The 18296-nt window shown below is 58.9% G+C and carries 19 protein-coding genes; 10 read left to right on the top strand and 9 right to left on the bottom strand.

The window, feature by feature from the left end; translation table 11 throughout:
* Positions 1-131 precede the first annotated feature (131 nt).
* The 6 genes from NKJ76_RS21100 to NKJ76_RS21075 all read right to left on the bottom strand — a co-directional run bounded on the left by NKJ76_RS21100 (position 132) and on the right by NKJ76_RS21075 (position 6901).
* Positions 132-1148: an ABC transporter ATP-binding protein gene (locus tag NKJ76_RS21100; RefSeq protein WP_023708300.1), complete on the bottom strand. Its 1017-nt coding sequence runs from the start codon at positions 1146-1148 to the stop codon at positions 132-134.
* Positions 1145-2140: an ABC transporter ATP-binding protein gene (locus NKJ76_RS21095; protein WP_352538264.1), complete on the bottom strand. Its 996-nt coding sequence runs from the start codon at positions 2138-2140 to the stop codon at positions 1145-1147. Before NKJ76_RS21095 ends, NKJ76_RS21100 begins: the two co-directional genes overlap by 4 nt.
* Positions 2133-3041 carry an ABC transporter permease gene (locus NKJ76_RS21090; protein ID WP_031196315.1) on the bottom strand — a complete coding sequence of 303 codons (909 nt, stop codon included), beginning with the start codon at positions 3039-3041 and terminating at the stop codon, positions 2133-2135. Before NKJ76_RS21090 ends, NKJ76_RS21095 begins: the two co-directional genes overlap by 8 nt.
* Complete coding sequence (locus NKJ76_RS21085) at positions 3032-3967, bottom strand: ABC transporter permease (RefSeq protein ID WP_023708297.1); 936 nt, start codon at positions 3965-3967, stop codon at positions 3032-3034. The genes NKJ76_RS21090 and NKJ76_RS21085 overlap by 10 nt, the downstream gene beginning before the upstream one ends.
* 12 nt (positions 3968-3979) lie before the next feature.
* On the bottom strand, positions 3980-5557 hold the full coding sequence (locus NKJ76_RS21080; RefSeq protein WP_352445363.1) for a nickel ABC transporter substrate-binding protein: 1578 nt from the start codon (positions 5555-5557) through the stop codon (positions 3980-3982).
* A gap of 153 nt (positions 5558-5710) precedes the next feature.
* Positions 5711-6901, bottom strand: a complete 1191-nt coding sequence (locus tag NKJ76_RS21075) for an amidohydrolase family protein (protein WP_352538263.1) — start codon at positions 6899-6901, stop codon at positions 5711-5713.
* Between the two features lie 170 nt (positions 6902-7071).
* On the opposite strand from NKJ76_RS21075, the gene NKJ76_RS21070 reads away from it, so the two are divergent.
* On the top strand, positions 7072-7752 hold the full coding sequence (locus tag NKJ76_RS21070) for a GntR family transcriptional regulator (protein WP_023708295.1): 681 nt from the start codon (positions 7072-7074) through the stop codon (positions 7750-7752).
* A gap of 39 nt (positions 7753-7791) precedes the next feature.
* On the top strand, positions 7792-8484 hold the full coding sequence (locus NKJ76_RS21065; protein WP_352538262.1) for a flavin reductase family protein: 693 nt from the start codon (positions 7792-7794) through the stop codon (positions 8482-8484).
* Between the two features lie 138 nt (positions 8485-8622).
* On the opposite strand, the gene NKJ76_RS21060 is transcribed toward NKJ76_RS21065, so the two are convergent.
* The gene (locus NKJ76_RS21060; RefSeq protein ID WP_352538261.1) at positions 8623-9693 is read right to left on the bottom strand and encodes an NAD/NADP octopine/nopaline dehydrogenase family protein; all 1071 of its coding nucleotides are present in this window, start codon (positions 9691-9693) and stop codon (positions 8623-8625) included.
* A gap of 232 nt (positions 9694-9925) precedes the next feature.
* Between NKJ76_RS21060 and NKJ76_RS21055 the strand changes: the two genes are divergently transcribed.
* From NKJ76_RS21055 to NKJ76_RS21020, 8 genes are all read left to right on the top strand, one after another.
* Positions 9926-10897 carry a LysR family transcriptional regulator gene (locus NKJ76_RS21055; RefSeq protein WP_352538260.1) on the top strand — a complete coding sequence of 324 codons (972 nt, stop codon included), beginning with the start codon at positions 9926-9928 and terminating at the stop codon, positions 10895-10897.
* Positions 10894-12363: an NAD(P)-binding domain-containing protein gene (locus NKJ76_RS21050; RefSeq protein ID WP_352504255.1), complete on the top strand. Its 1470-nt coding sequence runs from the start codon at positions 10894-10896 to the stop codon at positions 12361-12363. The genes NKJ76_RS21055 and NKJ76_RS21050 overlap by 4 nt, the downstream gene beginning before the upstream one ends.
* Complete coding sequence (locus tag NKJ76_RS21045) at positions 12360-12842, top strand: CMD domain-containing protein (protein WP_352460629.1); 483 nt, start codon at positions 12360-12362, stop codon at positions 12840-12842. The genes NKJ76_RS21050 and NKJ76_RS21045 overlap by 4 nt, the downstream gene beginning before the upstream one ends.
* A complete protein-coding gene (locus tag NKJ76_RS21040; protein ID WP_352445350.1) occupies positions 12839-13402 on the top strand; it encodes a peroxidase-related enzyme in 564 nt (187 codons plus the stop codon). Before NKJ76_RS21045 ends, NKJ76_RS21040 begins: the two co-directional genes overlap by 4 nt.
* A 57-nt stretch (positions 13403-13459) precedes the next feature.
* The gene (locus tag NKJ76_RS21035) at positions 13460-14200 is read left to right on the top strand and encodes an amino acid ABC transporter ATP-binding protein (protein ID WP_352445348.1); all 741 of its coding nucleotides are present in this window, start codon (positions 13460-13462) and stop codon (positions 14198-14200) included.
* Between the two features lie 24 nt (positions 14201-14224).
* Positions 14225-15052: a transporter substrate-binding domain-containing protein gene (locus NKJ76_RS21030; RefSeq protein WP_023708287.1), complete on the top strand. Its 828-nt coding sequence runs from the start codon at positions 14225-14227 to the stop codon at positions 15050-15052.
* 66 nt (positions 15053-15118) lie between these two features.
* Complete coding sequence (locus NKJ76_RS21025) at positions 15119-15835, top strand: amino acid ABC transporter permease (protein WP_352504253.1); 717 nt, start codon at positions 15119-15121, stop codon at positions 15833-15835.
* Between the two features lie 17 nt (positions 15836-15852).
* The gene (locus tag NKJ76_RS21020; RefSeq protein WP_023708285.1) at positions 15853-16545 is read left to right on the top strand and encodes an amino acid ABC transporter permease; all 693 of its coding nucleotides are present in this window, start codon (positions 15853-15855) and stop codon (positions 16543-16545) included.
* Positions 16546-16903: 358 nt separating this feature from the next.
* On the opposite strand, the gene NKJ76_RS21015 is transcribed toward NKJ76_RS21020, so the two are convergent.
* Positions 16904-17335: an acyl-CoA thioesterase gene (locus NKJ76_RS21015; RefSeq protein WP_023708284.1), complete on the bottom strand. Its 432-nt coding sequence runs from the start codon at positions 17333-17335 to the stop codon at positions 16904-16906.
* Positions 17332-18267, bottom strand: a complete 936-nt coding sequence (gene kce, locus NKJ76_RS21010) for a 3,5-dioxohexanoate:acetyl-CoA acetone transferase (protein ID WP_023708283.1) — start codon at positions 18265-18267, stop codon at positions 17332-17334. Before kce ends, NKJ76_RS21015 begins: the two co-directional genes overlap by 4 nt.
* Positions 18268-18296: the final 29 nt, after the last annotated feature.

Raw genomic sequence — 18296 nt, 5'->3', positions numbered from 1 at the left:
GTTTGGCGCCGGAGTGGCGCGCTGTTCATTGCCACGACCTCACTGTTTGGCGCACCACCGTCCCGTGAGCATTCGTGTCGGGTGGGCGGCGGCGTGGTGAATTGGTGCGCCGCTAGGCTGTCTCAACGTGATCATGCCGCATTGGCTGTTGGCGAAATCAGCGCCGAACGTTTGCCGCGATGGAGATCCTTGGCAAACACGCAAGCCGAACTGTGCCCAGGAGATAGCTTCAAGGCCGGTGGCATCTGTTGTTTGCATTCTTCGACCACCAAGGGGCAGCGAGTCCGGAACCTGCAGCCGGATGGTGGATTCGTAGGGCTCGGCACCTCCCCGATCATGACCGGAACCCTGCGCTGCTTTTCAGCGATCGGATCCACCTCCGGTGTCGAGGCCAGCAACATCTGCGAATAGGGATGGCCAGGGTGATCGTAGAGTTCCTGCGATGGCCCGTGCTCCACGATCTTGCCGAGGTACATCACGTAGACGCGCGATGCAGCCTGCCTGACCAACGCAAGGTCGTGGGCAATGAACAGGCACGCCACCCCCAAATCTTTCTGCAGGTGCAGGAAAAGGTTCATCACCTGGGCTCGGATGGACAGATCCAGTGCGCTAACTGGTTCATCGCAGATCAGCACTCTTGGATTCACGGCAAGGGATCGGGCAATCGCAACGCGCTGGCGCTGCCCTCCGGACAGTTCCCGCGTGTGCCGATCCTTCAAAGCGTCCGCCAGTCCGACCTGATCCAGGAGCGCCTTGGTACGATGGTTGCGGTCGGATTGTGATTTCAACCCGCTGATCAGCAACGCTTCATCGATCGTCTCACCGACCGTCTGTCTGTCGTTCAGGGACGAATATGGATCCTGAAACACGTATTGAAGCGCCCTGCGGCTTTCGCGCAGTGCTGCACCGGAGAGTGTGGTGAGGTCCACTCCATCAAGCAGGACTCGTCCCGCACTTGCCTTTTCGAGACCCACAATGGTGCGGCCGAGCGTCGACTTTCCGCAACCGGACTCGCCTACCAGACCGACGATCTCGCCCGGATAGAGCTCGATCGAGACGTCGTCGACGGCATGGATGAACTTGCCTCGCTGAACGCTTTTGAAGCGCGTCTGCAGATTTTCGACTTTCAGAACAGGACCGTGCGTCATGCTGCTGCCTTCCTTTGGTTGACAACCGCGCAGGCCACGACAACAGCGCTGTCGGCCGACCGCGCAAGTGGAGGGCGGCTTGCGGTGCATGCGGGAATTGCGAGCTCGCAGCGCGGGGCAAAGGCACAGCCTTTGAATGGCGCGCCCAGCGTTGGCGGTATCCCGGGAAGACCGCGAAACTCCGAACCGATCGGGTCTTCCCGCCGCGGGATCGCGTTGATCAGCCCTCTCGTGTACGGATGGCGTGGGGTCACGAGGACCTTGTCCACGGGACCTCGTTCGGCGGCCCGAGCCGCATACATGACAACGATGTTGTCGGCCGCTCCGGCGACTACCCCCATATCGTGAGTAATCAGCACCATGGCCATGTTGAGCCGCCGCTGCAGGTCCTTGAGCAGGCGCAGGATTTGAGCCTGGACCGTCACATCGAGAGCGGTCGTAGGCTCGTCCGCGATCAGAAGTTTCGGCTCGCCGGCCAGCGCAATGGCAATTACGATGCGTTGCCTGAGACCACCCGACAGTTCGTGGGGGAATTGACGAAGTCGCGCTGCTGGATCCGAGATGCCGACCAGCTTGATGAGTTCCAACGCCCGCTCCTCCGCGGCGCGCGGGGTCATCTTGAGATGGAGTTCCGCCATCTCGGCGATCTGCCTTCCAACACGGCGGACGGGGTTCAGCGCGCTCATCGGATCCTGGAAAATGAATCCGATCGACTTGCCTCGTATCTTACGGATCTCGGATTCCGGCAAGCCGATCAATTCGCGCCCGTCGAAGCGCACCGATCCCGACAAGTTCGTCGTCACGCCGGTCGGCATTAGCCCGAGCGGCGCGAAGTTCATTACAGTCTTGCCGCTACCGCTTTCGCCGACGATGGCAAGGCATTCTCCCTGCCGGACGGTGTAGCTGACGCCATCGACGGGACGTACCGCGGCCTTGGCGGTGAGGAGATCGACCGTCAGATGGCTGACTTTCAAAAGGAGTTCGTCATGCATCGGAATTCTCCTTGGCCCAGCCGGCGATCTCAATTCTGCGCAAGGCGAGCGTCCGCCTCGAAAGCGGCTTGGGAATGCGATTAAGTGCTATGGATTCGCCGAGGATGTTGAAACCGATCACCGCAGCAGTCAGGGCTAGGCCGGGCAGGATAACCTGGCGCGGATCGGACTCGAGATACGGTAAAGCATCAACAAGCATCTGTCCCCATTCTGGCGTGGGCGGCTGAATGCCCAGACCAAGGAAGCTGAGCGTTGCGACAGCCAAAGCGGCTGTCCCGGCATCCGCCGTCGCATAGACCATCACCGCGCCGATGGTGCCGGGCAGCAAATGGCCGAAGTAAATGCGACATGGGCTGGCGCCCAGTACACGCAGGGCCTCGATATGCGGCTTGCTCATGATGCTGACGGCCACGGCCCGGCTGATACGACCGCTCATCGGCCACCATGCCAGTGACAGAGCCAGTACCATGGTCCAGTAGCCCGGCCCGACGATCCCGATCACGGCAAGGGCAGTGATCAGGCTTGGGATGGACAGGCCGACATCGACGATGCGCATCAGCAGGTCGTCTACCCAACCGCGGTGATAGCCCGCGATGGTCCCCATGGCGACACCGATCGTCATTGCAATGATGAGGACCGAGCCAACGCTGACCAATGACGTATTCGCAGCGATGATCAGGCGGCTGAGCGTGTCGCGCCCAAGATGGTCGGTGCCGAGCCAGTGTGGGGCAGTTGGTCCCTGGCCGGTCTCAAGCAAGTTCTGTGCGCTGGGATCTTGTGGGGCGAGCCATGGCGCGAAGCTGCCCAGGGCGACGAAAAGGCCGATCACGATCAAGGCCACGCGGGGCATCTTGTTCAACCGGGCAAGTGCAGGCTTGAATCTATTCATGGTCAGCTCCATTGGCGCCGGATACGGGGATCGGTCATCAGAACTGCGAGATCTACGATCAGATTCACCACGATGAAGAAGGCGAGGAAGATCAACAGGCAGGCCTGCACGACCATGAAGTCCCGGAACTTCACGCCTTGGAGAAAGTAGTCGCCCACGCCCTGCCAGGCGAACAGCGGTTCAACGATGATAGCCGTTGCGGTCATCAGGCCGACCTGGGTTCCCAGTGCATTGATGAACACAGGTATGATGTTTGGCAGCGCGTCCCGGAACAGGATGGCGGTCCGTCCCAGACCTTTGCTTTTGGCCGTCAACACGAAGGGGCTGGCCATAGCCTCTTCCAGTCCCACACGAACGACACGGCTGAGCACGGCGGCGGGCAGCACCGCGACAGTGACCCATGGCAGCACCCAACTTTCCGGACCGCCGAAGCCGAAGGATGGAAAGAGCTGAAAGGTGACGGAGAATCCATAGATCATCAGCGCACCGACGAAGAATGTCGGTGTCGATGCGCCGAGAAGAGCCAAACCGCGCGAAACGCGGTCCGGCAGTCTGTAGGGCCAGAAGGCACCCAGGAATCCGAGAGCCAGGCCGAGCAGGGTCGCAACCACGCCGCTGCCACCGATAAGGGTACCGGTGACCAACATGCGCTTTGGCAAGTCCGCACTGACTTCCTGGCCCGTTCTGTAGGAGATGCCAAAATCTCCTCGGACTGCATCGCCAAGCCAACCCGCGTAGCGCATCAGCAGCGGCTTATGCAGTCCGATCTCTTCGGCAACCTTTTCGACATAACCCGGTGTTGCGACTGCTCCTCTGAGTTCAGCGATGAGAACAGCGACATTTCCCGGAGCCGAAACAACCAGGGTAAAGCAAACCAGAGACGCCATGAACAGCAGTACGAGGGAGTGCTTCAGCCTCTTGCTGATGAAGTGGATCAAAACGCCCTCCCTCTACTCGGCCAGCACGATATTTTCGTATGGCATGTCGTATTCGGTGACCGGGCTGGTGAAGCCCTGGACCCGCTTGGAGTGCGCCCAGATGCTGGGAACGTAAACCAACGGCGCTATCGCGTCGTTGTCACGCAGCCAGTCGTAAACCTTTTGGATCGATGGCTCTATCTGATCACCAGTTGCTGCCGTCGCCGCGTTGATCAGCGGGTCCAGGTTGGCCGGATCGGTGAACAGCTTGCCTTCGACATCGTTGTTGAAGGTCGAGAGGCACAAGGCCACCACCGTGCCGAACGGATCGTAAGGAGCCCCATAGGTCAAGAAGAAGCCGAGATCGTATTTCCGTTCGAGCATGTCGGTGTGCTTGGAAGCGTGGTCGACAGAGCGGACGATCAAATCGATGCCGATTTCCTTCATCTCGGATTGTATGACTTCGGCCACGACGCGAGAGCCGGGAACGGCGTCGGGACTGACAACAATCTCAAGCGTCAGTGGCGTGCCGTCCTTGGAACGCACGGGCCCACCCGTCCAACCCGCCTTCTCCAGGAGCGCTGATGCGGCCGCAACGTCGCGAACTGGGGCATCATGCTGGGTGCCAGCAAATGGCAATGCATCGGAGAACAGGTTGCCCGCCGGTCGGGCAAAGCCTTGGTAGAGCGCCTGAGAAATCGCCGCGCGATCGATCCCTATGCTGATGGCCTTGCGCACTTGGGGATCCTTAAGCGCTTCGGTGCGATCGGGATTGAAAGCCATCACCAGTGTGACGTTGCCGGGATCGATGACCACGTTGAGCCCTGCGGCCTCGAGTTGCTTTGCCTCAACGGGGGTCAGCGGCGCGATCCAAAACCCGCCGACGAGATCGATCTCGCCAGCGCGCAGGGCTGCAACCCGCGCGCGCGGATCAGGGATGACCTTGGCTTCGAGACGTTGATAAGTCGGCTTGTCGCCCCAGTAGCCGTCGTAGCGCTCGAAAACACTTTGTGTATCGTCAGCGCTAATTTGACGCCAAGGCCCGGTGCCGACGGGTTCGACAAATTTGCCATTCGCATCGACCGATTTGGGGCTAAGGAACCTCGGCGGCCGCGTGTATGAAAGCTCCTGCATGAGCGCCAGCGGCGGCTCCTTGAAATGAAGGGCCACTTGGTGGTCATCGACCACCTCCAGTGATTGAAAATACTTGGAGCAGTTCATCCAGCTGAACTGATCGAGTCCCAGCCAGCGCTCAAGATTCCACTTGCAGCTGGCTGCATCGAACGCTGTGCCGTCCTGGAAAGTGACCCCCTTGCGCAATGTAAGGTGCAGTGTCTTGCCGCCGTCTTCGATCTTCCAGTCGGTCGCAAGGCAAGGCTCGATCTGGCCGCCCTTGCCGTACCGCACCAGCGGATCGAACATCAGGTCCTGAATGGCCCAGATCGCGTAGTGGCTCTGCGGATCGAGATTGCCCGCAGGCTTGGCGATAGCCACTCGCAATGTGCCCGCCGCCCCTTCGGCAAAGGCAAACTTGGTGAAGGTAGCATCGGTTATGGCGAGCCCTAACGCGCCTGACCCGATCTGCAGAAATGTACGCCTGTTGAATGACATTGGTTGCTCCTCTCGTTGCTTATTGTTCCCTGGGGCCTAGGTTGCCTCGAAAGGCACGGGGCCTTTTTTGTATAGACATATTACATTATCGTATACAATCTAATTTAGACATCGTATCCCTTTGATATAAGATTTTGTGCTCACTGGCGCAGGTTAGGTCTGCACCGCAACCCCGCCTCGCGCGACGATCTTGCCGCGCTTGACGACCAACGCGCGCGGCCGGTGGGACACGACCGCATCGGCGAGTGTCTCGCCTTCCACCAAAACCATGTCCCCCCAGCAGCCGGGCATGAGTCCGTACCTTTCCAGCGCAAGAACTCCAGCACCGCCGCGCGTGCAGACGTCGAGGGCCCATTCGAGTTCATCGTCGCGGCGAAAATTGTTGCGCAAGCCGACAAACATCGCGCGTTCCAGCATGTCACCACTGCCGTAAGGTCCCCAGATGTCACGGATGCCGTCATTTCCGGCGCCGACGACCACTCCAGCAGAGCGCAATTTGGCGACCGGAGGCGACGGCTGCGATGCCGGCCCGGTGGTAAGAATATGGATCGAAAGCTTCGCCAACTCGTCGACTAGTCGGCCGACATAGTCGGCATCGTGCATGCCGAGACAGAAGGCATGGCTGACTGCCACCCTTCCCTGCATGCCGAGTGCGCGGGTGCGTTCGATGATGAGCTCGAGCGAAAAGGCGCCAAGCTCTCCCGCTTCGTGCAAATGGATATCTATGGGCCGGCCAAAGCGTTGAGCGAGGTCGAAAATTGCATCGAGGTGCCCTTTGGGATCGCGATCAACCCCAGCAGGGTCCAGCCCGCCGACCACCTCGGCGCCCATTTCCAACGCCCGTCGCATAAGTTCGACAGTGCCAGGCCGGATCATCATACCGCTTTGAGGAAAGGCGACGATCTCAATATCGACGAGGTCTCGTAGCTCGTCACGAGTGCGCATGACGCCCTCTACACCGGCAAGGCCGTGCACGGTGTCGATATCGACGTGGCTACGAATATGGGTGGTGCCTTGCGCCACTGAGGCAAGCGCCTGTCGACGCGACTGGCGGACCGGATCGATACCCAAGCGGATCTTGGCTTCACGCTCGGTGTCGATCTTGTCTATCAAGCGAGGGCCGACTTCATTGCGATACCACGCCATTCCGATCATCGATTTATCGAGGTGGGTGTGCGCTTCGACCAAGCCCGGAACGACGATGCGACCTCCGCCGTCCTCCACCAGCCCTCCCAAAGGTGAAAGCTCCGGCTCGACGCGGGTAATGCGGCCATTTTCAATAAGAATATCGACATTGGCGCCAGCCATCGGGCGCACATTTCTAATCAACAAATTGGTTGTCATGCGGGGCGCTCCTCCCAGAGGCAGCCTATCGTCTGCGGCACGGCGACGACCGCCTGCAGTTCCGTGTACGCAACTACCGCATAATTGTATACCTATTTCAAGATAAATCGTATCCCATATTGACAAAAATATGTCTTGATCGATAAGTTGCGGGAGCTTAGGGGGATGCGATGACCAAATCGAGTCGAGCCGAAAACGTCTACTTGTCGCTGCGTCGCGCCATCATTGAGCAGGCGCTTCGCCCCGGTATGAAATTGCCCGAAGACGCGATCGGCGAGCAGTTCGGCGTTAGCCGGACCAGCGTACGAAACGCGCTTGTCCGACTGAGTGCCGAAGGCCTGGTGGAGGTCAGGAATAATCGCGGAGCCTGCGTCGCCGAACCGACGCTCGAGGAAGCGTTAGATATATTTTCCCTACGACGCTGCCTGGAGCGCGAGGTAGTGGACCGGCTTTCGCGAAAGATCACACCCGCTCAATTTGCGGCACTTGAGGCCCACGTCAAACTTGAAGGGGACGCAGTAAACACGAGCGGACCATTATCGATACGGCTGGCGGGCGAATTCCACATTCTGCTGGCCGAACTCACGGGATCGAAGCCGCTGACCCGTTATGTCAGCGAGATTGTATCGCGCTGTTCGCTGATCCTAGCCTTGTACAGCCGTCCGCACTCCGATCAGTGCGGCGTCGACGAACACGTCGAAATCATTCAGGCGCTGCGCCAACACAATCCCGAGCGCGCCATGCATGCGATGGAACACCATCTCGAGGCACTCGAGGCTCGGGCGCAAATCAGCGATCAAACTGAGCCCGACGTTCGCTCCATCCTGAGCACATACGCTCAGGCAGGGTAACCAACTCTCAAGCAGCTTGGCAAAATTCAGGAGGATATAATGCTCAACCCCCAGCCCGAGCCGGTGGGGCAGCGGAGCCACGTGAGCATCGACTTCGCCCGCATCTCGGCACGCGAACGCTACAAGCTGCTGATCGGGGCAGTGGTGCCTCGGCCAATCGCTCTGGTGACCACACGACACCCCGACGGGACTGTCAATGCTGCGCCCTACAGCTTCTTCAATTGCCTCTCGGCCGATCCTCCAATCCTAGCCCTGGGTGTGGAGAACCATAATGACATGTCCTTCAAGGATACGACGCTCAACATCCGACTGACTGAGGAATTCACAGTCAACATCGTGGACCATGCGCTGGTTGACGCCATGAACGTCTGTGCCGTCCCATTTCCTTCCCACATTGACGAACTGGCCGAGGCCGGGCTGACGCCTGCGCCCGGTGAGACGGTCCAATGCCCCTACGTTTTCGAAGCGCCTATAGCCTTCGAATGCCGCCGACATTTGACGCTTGGCCTGGGTAAGTCGCGCGAGATTGTCCTTGGTCAAGTTATGCGGATGCACATTCGTGAGGATCTTGTTGACCAAGAGCGTTTCTATATCGATCAACTCGCGCTAGACGCCGTCGGCAGAATGGGTGGACACGGTTATTCGACCACCCGCCACCAGTTTGACCTGCCAACGATGTCGCATGAGCAATGGTTGGCAATGAGGCCTATGCCACCCAACACCGATGGATAGGGCCCTGATCGCGCAACGCGCTCGTCGCTTCAATCATCCTTCCTGATCGGGCAGAGACGCTGCTTGCGGCCAAGGACTCTGCCGATGCCGGGCTGGCAGAATTTTCACTGCAGCTGGGCTACAGCGCACTGGAAGCTGTTAAAACCCCTTGCGGCAAAGGGTTTCAAGATCCGCCTTTGTCATTTCCTCGATGCCGAGCGCAGGAAGAATATCATTATCTCCCTTGAGATCCCGGCCATAAGCCGCCGACAAGATGGAAATTCCGGATTCATGGAGTATGGCCGGATTTCCGCTGATTTTCCCAAGGACTGCCGTCGGCAACAAGCCGAACGGAACGTCCTCAAGAATATAGCGACTTTCGATAGTTGTCGGGCCAAACCCGCCCCGACCTTGACGATCCATCTCCTGGTTCATGTCCGAAACAGTGCTCATGGGCACATGAAACGACAATGAAAAATGTTCCTGGACGGTACGAACCGCGATACCGAAATGGGCAGCTATGGCCAACCGTTCGGCATCCAGAGCCTCGATAAAGCGGCCAACGGCAGGAGTGACATTTCCCCCCTGGCTCCACTGCTCGGCCTTCTCCATGCGTGTGAGATTGAGAAGGGCAATTCCCAGATGGTTCTGCGGATTGAGGTTGCTGAGCGCAATCGCCAGCAGACCATCCCGCTTGACGAAACGATCGCCGAACAAGGCCGTGCAAAGCTCGTACCCTTGGTCGAGCGCATCGAAAGGCAGCGTCGCGACATCAAGCTTCTGGCGAATGGAAGTGACATTGACTTCGGTTGATCCGAGCTGGCGACCAGTCAGAAGTGTTGTGCCCCAAACGACGATCGGCAACCTGACTTTGCGTTCGGCCAACCGCTTGGAGAGATACAGCGCCCCGAACGAACTGTGCGAACTGATGACGACCGGAATACCATCTGCCAGATGAGGGACGGCGGCGTCCATCACGATCTTGTGGCCGTAAGCGGGAAGCGCGATCACCACCACGTCCGCGTGCTCGATAGCATCTCTACAATCCTTGGCAATGCGCACCGGCACCGTCGCCTCGATATCCCCCGTCGCCTTCAAAAATTCGCCAGTAGCCAACGTTCTGGTGCGGTGTCCCGACGGTGACCAAAGTGTTGGCGAGTGTCCCGATTGTGCCAAATACGCCGCAAGGCCATAGGCAATTGCTCCGGCGCCCAGAATACTCACGCGCATAACATTCCTCCTGTTGCAGGCTTTATGGTTCGAGAATCCTTGCCGTCCCCGCCTACAAGTTTTTTCATCACGAGGTTCCGAATTGGAGTCACGTCGGTTGCCCCCAGCCGTGTCGATCAAGGGCTCCGGCCCTGAGCCGGAAAGCGCCACTGTGAACATTAGTTTCCGCTTGACATATATCAAAAATGAATGAGACGATGTCAATCATACGGATTTCACATGTAGGGAGAATATGGAAACTCGGGACCTACAGACCTTCCTTGCGGTTGCTGCCAGCGGCAGCATTACCAAGGCGGCTGACATGCTCGGGCGTTCCCAACCTGCGGTGACACGCACCATTCAGGATCTTGAGGCAGAACTTGGCTTCGAATTGCTGCACCGGGTCGGTCGACGGGTGCAGCTATCTGAAGAGGGTGTCGCATTTGAAGAAGAAGCGCGGCGACTGCTGATGTCCTTCACCGAACTCGCGGCGCGGGCCAAGATGATCGCCGCCGGCCGGGGTCGGATCCTGCAGATTGTCACAACCTCTGCGATCGGCACTGGCCTAATCCCGACGGCCATGGCCGAGCTCAAGGGTGTCGAGCTTCCGCACGAGACACATCTCGGACAGTTTCTTCCCTCCATCGTCGCCCAGGAAGTGCGCAGCGGTCGTGCCGAGATCGGCTTTTCAAGCCTGCCGCTCGATACGCCCGGTCTGGATGTCCTACGGCTCTATTCGGCGCCCGATGTTGCTGCCGTGCGGGAGGACGATGCGCTGGCTGAACTTGATGTCATACCGCTTTCGGCTTTTGCGGGTCGTCGCGTGGCTACGTTGCTCAATCCGCTGCGGTTTCAGTTGCATGTCGCCAAGGCACTCGCTGCCCGGGGCATCGACACCGGCCCGGTGATCCGGACCAATACTGCCTACGGCGCGTTGCAGATCGTGCGCCATACTGGTGTCGCGGCCGTCATCGATCCCCTCACGGCCTATGGCGTCGCCCTGCCTGGGGTCGTCATTCGCCCGATCGATGTAACCGTTCTCTTTTATTGGGGCGTTGTGGCTGCCTCAAAACGTCCCCTTCGCCCAGTCGCGCAGGCGCTGATGGATGCGGTCGAAGCGGTGGCTGAACGATCGATCGTTGGTTTCAAGAAGCTCGATCCGGCCTTGGCCAGCCAATTGGTGAACGATCCCGCGTCGGGCACAAATAACGGAACTGGAATATGAAGCATACTCCCACCCCGGCAGCATCGACAGGCCTTGCCGCGTTGGAAGCCCAGCTCGCGCAGGATCTCGACTTGCTTGAGCTGCCTGCCAAGCCTTGGGTCCCCACACGCATGCATGAGGGCGCCCCGGTCCGTGATGTCGTTGTCATTGGCGCTGGCATGTGCGGACTTGCAGCCATTGCAAAGCTGGTGCTTACCGGGATTACCAACGTCGTCGCCTACGATGCGGCTCCGGCCGGGCTCGAAGGACCATGGGTAACGTTTGCCCGCATGCAAACGCTCCGGTCGCCGAAGACGCTCAACGGTCCGTCGCTCGGCCTGCCACAATTGACGTTCCGCGCCTGGTTCACGGCGCAATGGGGCGTCGAGGCCTGGCTGTCGCTGGACAAGATCCCCAAGGGCCAGTGGATGGACTACCTGGTCTGGTACCGCAGGGTTCTTGGTCTGCCAGTGCGAAACAGCGCGCGCATGACCGGACTGGCACCCGTTGGAGATCTGATTGCGATCGACATCGAGGGCGCGGAAACCGGCCGGGTTCTAACCCGTCGTCTCGTTCTGGCCACCGGTCGGTCCGGTTTGGGCGGTTTTGCCGTGCCCGATTTCCTCAACGGCATCGATCGCGCCTATTGGGCGCATTCTGCCGACGACATCGATTTCGATGCGCTGAAAGGCAAGCGTGTGGCAGTTATCGGCGCCGGTGCCTCTTCCATGGACAATGCTGCGACCGCACTCGAGGCGGGCGCCGGCTCTGTCGACATGTTGATCCGGCGCAAGGAGATGCCGCGCATCAACAAGCTGACCGGCATCGGCAGCCCGGGTGTTGTACTCGGCATGCATGAATTGCCCGATGCCTGGAAGTGGAAGTTCTTCGACTACACCGCCTCCACCCAGACGCCGCCGCCGCGTTCATCGACGCTTCGCGTGTCTCGGCATTCGAATGCTCGGTTCTTTCTCGACTGCGGCATCGTCGCGGTCAAGGAAGATGCGGGAAGCCTCCTGGTCGAAACCACACAAGGTCCGATGCGCTACGATTTCCTGATCGCGGCAACCGGCTTCTCAAATGACTTCGACGGCCGCCCGGAATTTGCAGCCCTCGCGCCACATATCCGCACCTGGTCGGATGGCCGATATACGCCGGATATGGGGCTGCCGCGTGCAGGCATGTCGGACGCGCCGGATCTTGGTCCCGCCTTCGAATTTCGCGAACGCGTTCCCGGCTCCTGCCCGATGCTGTCGCATATCCACTGCTTCAACGACGCCGCCATGCTGACGCACGGCAAGGTCTCCGGCGATATCCCAGCCGTCAGCGCCGGTGCCGACCGTATGGTCCGCGGCATTGCCGCATCGCTGTTTGCCGAAGATGTCGAAACCCACTTCGACAATCTGATTGCTTACGACACGCCCGAACTTCTGGGCGACGAATGGGTCGATTCCACACCCTTGCTACAGAAGGAGGCCGCGTTGTGATCGACGCAATGGACAAGGCCGCCGGTATTTCCCCGGACGACGCCCTTTTCGCCGCACGGCGATTTCGGCCGGAATTCGTGCGAGGGGCAGAAGAATGCCGCCTGTCCGTTCTGCAGCCAGCAAACGACCAAGGGCTTGCGCCCAATTTGAGGGTTGCTCTGGCCCGTCGCATGGCCGCTCTGAATGCCGATCCGGTCCTGATGGCCGAATATGATGTGCAGCTGGCTCAGCTCGATCCGACTGAGCAGCTTCTGGCCTTAGCCCAGGGGGAAACGGATTTGGAAGAGCCATTGGCGACCATCGCACGTCATGTGGACCTGATTACGCTGACACCGAAAAAGGCGGAAGCGGGCCACATCGCCCTGCTCGCCCAAGCTGGATTGAACAATCCTCAGATCGTCGCCCTTTCCGAGCTCATCGCCTTCGTCAATTTCCAGACGCGGGTGGCAACCGGCCTGCGATTGTTGAGGACGGCATGATTTCCGCGGTGCGCCTGAAGCCCTTGAATTGGCATCCGTACATAGCGCCGGTCGAGCTATCCGAGGCCACGCCGGAACAGCTTGAAGCGATGAAGGTCACGCCATCAGCCAAGAAAGTTTCGGAATATGTGCGCACCCTTGCGCATGACCCTGAGAGCTACCTTGCCCGCACGGTTCTGTTCAACGCAATCATGTATGTCGAAGGCGGGCTTGCCCGCCCTGACCGCGAGCTTGGTGCATTAGGTGCGTCCACCGTCAATGGCTGCAAATTCTGCGCCGTTGTTCACGCTCGCAGGCATGCAGAGCTGACCAAGAACGACGAAGTGGTCACCGCGCTCTATCTCGATAAACCTGAAGCGCTCGGCCCACGCGATGCGGCAATCTACAGTTTTGCCCGCCGCCTGTCGGCGGCCCCGTCGGAAGCGACGGCAGACGATATCGCCGCGCTTCGATCAGTCGGCATGGACGACCGCGAGATTATCGACCTGATCCACGCCATATCGATCTTCGGCTGGGCGAACCGGCTGATGCACGTTCTCGGCCATGCGGAAAGCGGGTGATGATGTCGCATGCGGTCGAAGCAGTCCGTCTCACACTTTCCGAAGGGCCAACCAGCAATGCTTGAACTCAAAGATGTAAAGCTGTCTTACGGAAGCACGCAGGTTCTGAACGGCGTCAATCTCTCGGTAAAGCGGGGTGACGTGGTTTCGATCATCGGCCCCAGCGGCACCGGCAAGACCACGTTGCTGAAATGCATCAACTACCTGGCCAAGCCGTCGTCAGGAACCATCGCGTTCGATCAGATCCGGATGGATTACCAGCGTGCCGACAAAACAGCTGTCCAGGCGATCCGGTTGCGAACGGCGATGGTCTTTCAACAATTCAACGTCTTCAAGAACATGACGGTCCTGCAGAACGTGATGGATCCACTGGTCGTCGTGCAGCGCAAGTCCGCGGACGAGGCGCGGGAGATCGCCTTGCGGGAGCTCGAGCGGGTCGGCCTCACCCCGAAGCGAGACAGCTATCCCTCCCAACTGTCGGGCGGCCAGCTCCAGCGCACCGGCATTGCGCGCGCCCTGGCGGTTCGTCCCGACGTGATACTCTTCGATGAGCCTACGTCATCGCTGGATCCAGAACTCGTCGGTGAAGTCCTGAAGGTGATCAAGGACGTCACCTCGTCAGGGATCACTTCGCTGCTTGTGACCCACGAGATGCAATTCGCAAGGAACATCTCCAACCGGATCGTCTTCATGGACCGTGGCGTGGTCGCCGCCGATGGCAGCCCGGCTGATATCTTCGACGCACCGTCCAGCCCACGACTTGCTCAATTTCTGCAGTCAGAACTCGCTTTTCAATAATCCAACAAGAGGGGAACCTAAGAAATGTCTGCAATCACATCCAGTTTTTCTCGCCGCTATGCCCTGGCCATCGCTGGCGGCATCGCAATTGCCCTTGCAACAGCCGGGATCAGCCATGGCCAGACCGTTCGGACGATCAAGATCGCCACGTCTGCCGAATCCAAGCCGCTGGCATGGGGCGCGATCGGCGTCGAGCCGCAAGGCTATGAGCCCGATCTTCTGAAGGCGATCAACGCAAAGCTGCCGCAGTACAAGTTCGAAATGGAAGGTGTCTCCGACATTGCCCAGGAAACCGGCCTCGCCACGGGCAAGTACGACATCGCGGTCGGTGGCTACTACAAGTCGCCCGAGCGCTCCAAGCAGTTCCTCATTCCGGAAAATCCCATGGGCGCCAGCCTGATGAAGATCTACAGCAAGAAAGACAGCGGCATTAAGGAAATGAAAGACCTGGTCGGCAAGAGGATCGTTCCGACCACGGCCGGCGGTGGAACCTACAAGTTCATCATGAATTGGCAGAAAGAAAACCCGCAATACAAGCTCGAAGTCACGGCATCGAGTGCCGGTATCCCCTACCCGAACCGGCTGGACGAAGTTCAGAACGGCAAGTTCGACGCTCTCGTCCTGCCGTCGAATCTCGGTGAGCAGACCGTCATCGAGCAAAAGAAACTCGATATCGTGGCGTCCGAACCAGTGTTCAGCAACAACACCTACATGCTGATCCACAGATCTGACGAGAACAAGGTTCTGGCCGACGATGTGAACAAGGTTCTCAAGGAATTGAAAGACGACGGCACGATCGAAAAGCTCTCGCAGAAGTGGTTCGGCGAGGGCATCGTCCAGTACATGAAATAGCACAGCCGTCGACCGTCATATTCGCTAGTCAGCGGCAAGGCTGAATTGCAAGAAGGAGCGTTTCAAGTGGATGTTTCTGCTATGATCCCCGAGTTGCTCTCGGCACTGCCGCTGACGCTCGCCATCACGTTCACCGCCCTCATTTCCGGGTTCTGCCTGGCACTCATCGCGACAACCCTCCGGGTCCGCAGGGTGCCAGTCATAAGTCACCTGGTGGACCTCTACGTATCTTATGCCCGGAGTGTTCCTGTCGTCCTGCAGTTGTTCGTCGCGTTTTATGGGCTTCCGTTGTTGGTGATCCTGTTCGGCGCCAGAGATTTTATTTCAGCGACTATCGCTGCCATGGTGGGGTTGAGCCTCTACCACGGCGGCTATTTGTCGGAAGTCATGCGGCCCGCATACTTGGCCGTCGATCGCGGCCAGCATGATGCGGCCGATAGCCTTGGATACACGTTCCGACAGAAAATTACTCGCGTCGTCGGCCCGCAAGCGGTGCACTTCGCATTGCCGGGCTACGGGAACTCCATCATCTACCTGATCCATAACGTTGCGCTGGTCATGTACATCGGCGCGGCCGACGTCATGGCGACTGCTCATTTGATCATGGAGCGCGACTACAACCAGTTCCAGTTCGAAACCTACCTCGTCCTGGCGGTGATCTATTCGCTGATGTGCCTGGTCGCATGGCTCATCGTGCGCTTCTTCGAGCTTCGATCACCGATGCAAGCGCCAGAGGCGACGACAACAACTCCGATCAAGAACGAGCTCCTCGCGAGCGTCTGACGTAAGGGTATTCAACCATGTTTGATACCGATATTTTACTCCAGGACACGCAGGAAATTCTGAGTGCCGTACCCGTGACGATTGGAATGGCGCTCATGATTTTCGTCCTGTCGACGATAGTCGGCAGCATATTCGCGCTTATCGAATACAGACGGGTGCCGGCGCTGCGAGAACTCGTCATGACTTACAAGATCGTCTTCAAGGGCGTTCCGATGGTAATCGTGATTTTCCTCGCCTATTTCGGTCTGCCGCCCGCATTCCAGTTCCTGTTCTCATTGCTGGGGATCAACTTCAACGCCCACGAAACCCCCAATTGGGTCATCCTTGTAGTTGCGATTACCGGCTGTGTCGCCGCATTCCAATCGGAGATTATCAAGGGAGCCCTGAATGCATTCGACACCGGTCAGTCGGACGCAGCCCATTCGCTGGGCTATACGGGCGGCCAACTGTTCCAACGTATCCTGTTTCCCCAGGTGGCCCTCACGGCAATTCCTGACCTGACAACTTCGATGATGGTCATCATGAAGGCCCTTTCTCTCGGATTCGCCATCGAGGTTGTCGATATTTTCGCCCAGTCCCAGTTGACCGCCGCGCTGAACTACTACTACCTCGAAGCCTTCGTGATTGCCGTCGTGATCTATATGGTGATTGCCTATATCGTCACACAGATTGCCGACAGGCTGGAGCAGGCGCTGAGGGTGCGGACGTGAGGCGGATGTGGGATAGAATCGTCAAGCTTCGGATATCGAGCCGCACCCGGGAGGCAATTCTTTCGGGGATGAAAAGCTTGAGGAGAAACCCAAGTAGCCGATGTATGTACCGGTGAGTTTCACGCTTTGGTTGATAAGCATCGTTGTCGCTGCCGACCGGCTTCATGCCGACCGAAGCACCGATCGCGCGGACGCAACGTTGCGCTTGTGACGACCAGACCGTTGGCGTCATCGAAGCGGTTGCCAAGATTTCGAAGAACCGCGTGGCGGATTCCGCAGCCGTCGCACGACTCCATCTACCACGGACAATATCGTGGTTGCGCTGGAGGACAGATGCAAACTCGCCTACCCGGCATCGTTATCGACGTGTATCGCCTTCAGCCCTCAGAAGGCTTGTCGCCGCATGACGCGCATCCGCCTCAAGGTCGATCTTGCTGCGTAAACTCAGGTCGAATCGTACCGTAACCGTCAAAACACGGGCATACAGAACATCGTCGAGCGTGCCGCGCATTTCATGCAGACAGGTCAGAGACGACTTCCCAACCTTTTCGACAACCGAGCGAATGGTGACCAAGGTTCCAACCGCGGTTTCGTGCGCATAGTCGATCTCCATCCTGACGTCCGCCCAGCCGAGAGTCGGCGTTAGATTGGGAGCGGCAATCCTGCCCAGCAGCTGGAAGCTGGCATCATCGAACATGGCGACGTAGTGACGAACGTTGAGATGGCCCATCGCGTCGCACATCCAAGGGTGCACGACGCCGACATAGGTTTCAATGCCGGGCGCGGTCAAAACCCGACCTCGTTGCCACCCTTGAGATCCAGCAGCTGCCGCGCCTCTTCGGGCGTCGCTATTTCAAGCGACAGTTCGCCAAGGATGCGCTTGATCTTGGCGACCTGCTCGGCATTGCTCTTGGCAAGCGCGCCCTTGCCGATATAGAGACTGTCTTCCAGCCCGACACGCACATTGCCACCCATGATCGCACCCATCGTGCAGAGGTTCATCTGGTGCTTGCCGGCGGCAAGGATCGACCAGAGATAGTCGTCTCCGAACAGCCTGTCCGCCGTCCTGCGCATGTGCATCATGTCTTCGGCGTCGGCGCCGATTCCGCCCAGAAGTCCGAAGATCGTCTGGACGAAAAGCGGCGGCTTCAGCAGCTTGCGGTCGAGAAAGTGCGCCAGCGTGTAGAGGTGACTGACGTCATAGCACTCGAACTCGAACTTGGTGCCGTAGGCCTGGCCAACCTCGAGGATGATGCGCTCGATCTGCTCGAACGTGTTGGAGACGATGCCCTTCTTCGTGTCTTCCAGGTAGCCCTTCTCCCAGTCGTACTTCCAGTCGGTGTATTTCGGCGCGATGTGGTGCAAGGCGAAATTCATCGACCCCATGTTGAGCGAGCAGAGTTCGGGTTTGGCGGCATGGGCGGCTTCGAGACGTTCGTCGAGCGTCATCTTGAGGCCGCCGCCGGTAGAGATGTTCATCACCGCGTTGGTTTGCTGCTTAATGCGCGGCAGGAAGTCCATGAAGAGCTTAGGATCGGGGGTCGGTTTGCCCGTCTCGGGGTCGCGGGCATGCAGATGGATCACCGACGCGCCGGCTTCGGCTGCGCCGACGGCGGCATCGACGATCTCTGACGGCGTTATCGGCAGATAGGGGCTCATCGTCGGCGTGTGGATCGAGCCGGTGACCGCACAGGTGATGACGACTTTCGGCGATTTCTTCATGGTTGGAGTCTCCCTTGTCTGCCTTTTGT

This window comes from Mesorhizobium sp. M0029 (assembly GCF_040323735.1).
In the GTDB taxonomy this organism is placed as follows: domain Bacteria; phylum Pseudomonadota; class Alphaproteobacteria; order Rhizobiales; family Rhizobiaceae; genus Mesorhizobium.
This window is presented reverse-complemented; position numbering and strand designations above follow the sequence as displayed.